The sequence below is a fragment of the Parabacteroides sp. merdae-related_45_40 genome (assembly GCF_001915675.1).
Window position 1 is genome coordinate 1 of sequence record NZ_MNQY01000005.1, and the last position, 4,480, is coordinate 4,480.

Consider the following 4,480-nt stretch of genomic DNA (forward strand, 5'->3'; position numbering starts at 1 on the left):
TTAGAGCCTGTTTGAATTTTGTTCGACACTGTTTTGCTGTTTGTTTTCGAGGATATTTATCTGTTTTCATTATCGATGACAATACGAAGGTAGGGCCTCGTTACAGGCAGAAATACGGTTTGGGGAATATCGGCGAAGATCGGTGCGGAAACAGGTAGGAAAAGGCAGAATATAGATGTCATTATGTTTTGAATATCAGTAATTATTTCTTATCTTTATAGGGCGATAAAATGATGGGGATTATGGTGATGAATGAATTCGAAGTCAGGAGTTACGGGGGGCAGGAATTGGCGGTCTTTTACGGTCTGGATTTGATGCCGGCATCGGCAGGGAAACGGTTGTCCAAATGGGTGGGGGAAACCCGGAGCTAAAGACAGAGCTACAGGGTAACGGTTGGAGGAAAGGAAAGAAGATGTTGATTCCCCCTGCAGGTGAGGACGATCGTACAATATCTGGGTGAGCCTTGAAACAAGGGACTTCTGCGTACGAAACAAGGGACTTTGGTGTGTCAAACCATGGAGTTCGGGAGGTGAAAGACCGGACTTCCGGGTGCGAAAGAAGGGATTTTTCTCGTTCCTGTCGTGTTTTTGCCGGTTTAAAGAGGGGCAAGGAAATGAGCTTATATATATATATATTAATATATTTATTTTAAGATGTAGGATTGAACCATAATGAACGGAAAACCTCTGTAAGCTACTTGTAATGAGTTGTTTATATTGTGCTATTGACTGCACCGTTTTTATTTGGAGGTAAAATGTTTGGTTTAAACAGGCTCTAAGATGTTGTTTTTGAGATATAATTATTTCGGCTATCGGATAAAAAGATTAATTTTGTAGCTCAGTGTGATGTTGTTGTCGCATTGAGCTAACTTTAAATTCGGACATTTATGAAATCAAGTCTTCTTATTTCCCTTTGTTTGGTATTTCTTTGTTCTTGTCAGGAACTCCCGATAGAAGAATATGCCGTGATTCCCCAACCGGCGGAAATCGCCTACGCTTCCGGGTTTGTCAAATTGAAGAGCCAGCCCGTTGTCGCCTATCCTTCGGAGCTGGCGAATGAAGCGCAACTCCTTCAATCCTATCTGTCTTCCGACTTTTCAGTCGGAGCCGTATTGAATGAAGGTGGCGGGAAGGCGGATATAACCTTACAGTTGGACCCGACTGTTTTGCCGGATAAAAAGGAAGGCTATGTTTTGGACGCAATATCCGGGAAGGTCATGATAAAAGCCAATTCACCGGCCGGTATCCTGAATGGTGTTCAGACTTTGAGGCAGGTGATCAAAGAAAAAGACGGCAAGTTGATGGTACAGAAGGCGATCGTTACGGACTACCCTGCTTTTTCGTGGCGTGCCTTTATGTTAGACGAAGGTCGTTATTTCAAAGGCAAAGAAGTGGTGAAGCAGCTGTTGGATGAAATGGCAGACCTGAAAATGAATGTCTTCCACTGGCATCTGACCAACGATCAAGGATGGCGTATCGAAATAAAGAAGTATCCGAAGTTGACGGAAATAGGAGCTTTCAGGGATTCTTCCGAAATCAACCATTTTGGGAGTGACGTGTATGACGGTAAACGTCATGGCGGTTTTTATACGCAGGAAGATTTAAAAGAAATTGTGGATTATGCGGCAAAACGCCATATAACGATAATACCGGAGGTGAGTATGCCAGGACATGCCAGTGCAGCTATCGCATCTTATCCCTGGTTAGGGACGAGCGGAAAACAGATAAAAGTGCCGGGGAAATTCGGTGTACATTATGAAGTTTTTAATGTGGCTGATCCTGACGTGATGAAATTCTTGGACGAGGTGACAGATGAGGTAATCGCGATCTTCCCCGGTTCTGTGTTCCATATCGGAGGTGATGAAGTGAAATATGATCAATGGAAAAATTCCCCAGCGATACGTGCTTACATGACCAAACATAATTTGAAGACTCCGGCCGAACTTCAGGTCTATTTTACAAATGAAATATCCAATATGTTGGCAGCCAAGGGCAAGAGAATGATGGGGTGGAATGAAATTACCGGAGATAAACTGCACGAATATCAGTCAGATGCCGATACAGAAGGCGTGAAGCAGGAGTTGGCTTCCGGTACGATCGTCCATTTCTGGAAGGGAGACACGGCTCTTATTAGGAAAACAATAGAAAAGGGATATGATGTCGTGAATTCTTATCATGAATATACCTATTTGGATTATTCATACGAGTCGATTCCTATGGAAAAAGCTTACTCGTTCAATCCTGTACCGGAGGGCCTGACGGATGATCAGAAAAGTAAAGTATTGGGATTAGGATGCCAAATGTGGGGAGAGTTTATCCCGACAGTCGAGAGCATGAATCTGAAAGTCTATCCCCGCTTGGCCGCTTATGCGGAAACAGGGTGGACGGATGCTTCCAACAAGGACTATCAACGTTTTTTGGACAAATTGAATTCCTTTCTACAAAAGTGGAAAACGGAAGGAATTACCTGTGGTCCGGTTCAATAGGAAATCATTGTTAAATAATAAAATAACATCGATCTGGGTTAAACCTTTCGTCCGGCTCCAAGTCTATTATCTAGAAGCGCTTCAAAAACAAATAAGTTTAATATTAATAACAGGTAATTAGTTTATGAAGAAGGTAATAGGATTGTGTTTGGTTCTCTTGATCAGTTCGGTTTCTGTTTTTGCCCAAGATGGCAAACGAGGTGCAAAAAAAGGAGGTGATCCGGCACAACGTTGTGAAAAAATGATTGCTGATCTGAAATTGGATGAGAAACAGGCGGCAGATTTCCGTAAAGTGGAAGCTGAGTTCAGAGATAAGATGAAAGCGGAAAGAAAACAGGCCGATTGGGATCGTCGGAAGATGCGCGAAAAGATGATGAGCTTGCGGGATGATCGGGATGCGGAGATGAAAAAGATACTGACGGAGGATCAGTATAAACAATATCTCGAAAAGCAACGCCTCCAGTCTCCTCGTAAAAGACATGGTCGCAAGGAATGAAAAAATGACTCCCGTCTCATATTGTTTGGAACGGGAGTCATTTTTTATGGGACAAGAATTTATAATGTTTTTACTTTCAGGTTTCTCCAGAGAACCTTGATACCGCCTCCGTCATGGATTTGCAGAGCAATGCGTCCCTGTCCGGCTCCGATCTTTTCATCGTTGATGTTGACCATCTCTTGACCGTTCAACCAAGTTTGGACATTGTCTCCCTGTACTTTGATACGCATGGTATTCCAGTCACCCTCTTTCAGGATATTTTCTTTTTCATCCGGGATTTGGATCAACCAGCCGCGTCCGTATGATTCATAGATGCCGCCAGTGTCATGGCCTTTGGGAGCTACTTCTACCTGCCAGCCGTTTACTTTAACATCCTCTTCGATAAAGGAACGGATGAATACGCCGGAGTTTCCGTCTGCTTCCTGTTTGAATTCAACCGTCAGGTCGAAGTCGTCATAGTAATCGCGTGTAGCCAGATAGCCGTATTTCTTGTCCGGACCGCTTTCACAGATCAGCAAACCATCTTCTACATACCATTTTTCCGTGCCATAGGCTTCCCATCCCTTCAGGTCTGTACCGTTGAATAGCGTCACTTCTTTTGTCTTGCGGGGGAGTTCTTTGATCTTGATGTTACGGAAAGAAGCAGGGTATCCGTGGTCTTGCAGGCAAAGGACACCTTTCTTGGCCAAGCCGTATTCTGGGGCGTTTGCCCATTTACCGCTGTTCTTCTTTGCATACCAATCGTCAGTCCAGGCTTCGAATTCTAGGATTTTGACTCCGTTCAACCAATGTTCTACATGTCCGTTGTCGAATACGATCTTTGAATTGTTCCACTCTCCTTGCGGGTTTACTTTCATTTTTGCCTTGTCGGGGAGGTGCATGGCGTAGTCGACACCCAACTTCTGCCATTCTTCCAGTGGTTCGGGGAAGTTAGGTTCGTCTATTAACTGATATTCCGGTCCCGTGACGTATGGAACTGCGAATTGGGGACGTTCGACTACATGGTATAGCATACCGCTGTTGCCTCCTTTGGACAATTTCCAGTCCCAAGACAATTCGAAGTTCTCATACTGCTTGTCGGTTACGATATAACCACTCGCGTCGCTACCGTCTCCTTTTGCTTGGATGCATCCGTCAACCACATGCCAGGGTTGTGTCAGGGTTGTTCCGTTGTAATCTTTCCAGCCGTTTAATGTTTTGCCGTCGAAGAGGAGTTGCCAGCCGTCTGCGATTTCTTCGGGTGTAAGTGTATTGGGTTCAACACTGGTACACGAAGAAAATAGGGCCAACGATATGGCACAAGTAGACAAAAAGCCGGTGGCTGTCGTTCTTTTCATTACTGATTCCATTCTAGAATTAAGTTTTTAGGTGAATAATTGATATGGTGACAAAGATACATTAACTCGCTCACATACGGATAACTTTGGAGAAAATAATGTAAAGTGTTTGATAGCAAAAGGGATATGTCGTTTTGTACCACATTCTTCCGCAGGGGGCTT

4 protein-coding genes are annotated in these 4,480 nt (G+C 44.0%); 3 read left to right on the forward strand and 1 reads right to left on the reverse strand.

Translation table 11 applies throughout. The features are described from left to right. The first annotated feature begins 230 nt into the window (after positions 1 to 230). From BHV83_RS00055 to BHV83_RS00065, 3 genes are all read left to right on the forward strand, one after another. A complete protein-coding gene (locus BHV83_RS00055) occupies positions 231 to 371 on the forward strand; it encodes a DUF4248 domain-containing protein (RefSeq protein WP_227226024.1) in 141 nt (46 codons plus the stop codon). 515 nt (positions 372 to 886) lie between these two features. Beyond that, positions 887 to 2,485, forward strand: a complete 1,599-nt coding sequence (locus BHV83_RS00060) for a beta-N-acetylhexosaminidase (RefSeq protein ID WP_122205388.1) — start codon at positions 887 to 889, stop codon at positions 2,483 to 2,485. 124 nt (positions 2,486 to 2,609) lie between these two features. Further along, a complete protein-coding gene (locus tag BHV83_RS00065) occupies positions 2,610 to 2,981 on the forward strand; it encodes a DUF4890 domain-containing protein (RefSeq protein ID WP_122205387.1) in 372 nt (123 codons plus the stop codon). A 59-nt stretch (positions 2,982 to 3,040) separates the two neighbouring features. Here the strand turns inward: BHV83_RS00065 and BHV83_RS00070 are convergent, their stop codons facing one another. Next, a complete protein-coding gene (locus BHV83_RS00070) occupies positions 3,041 to 4,330 on the reverse strand; it encodes a 3-keto-disaccharide hydrolase (RefSeq protein ID WP_005634004.1) in 1,290 nt (429 codons plus the stop codon). Positions 4,331 to 4,480: the final 150 nt, after the last annotated feature.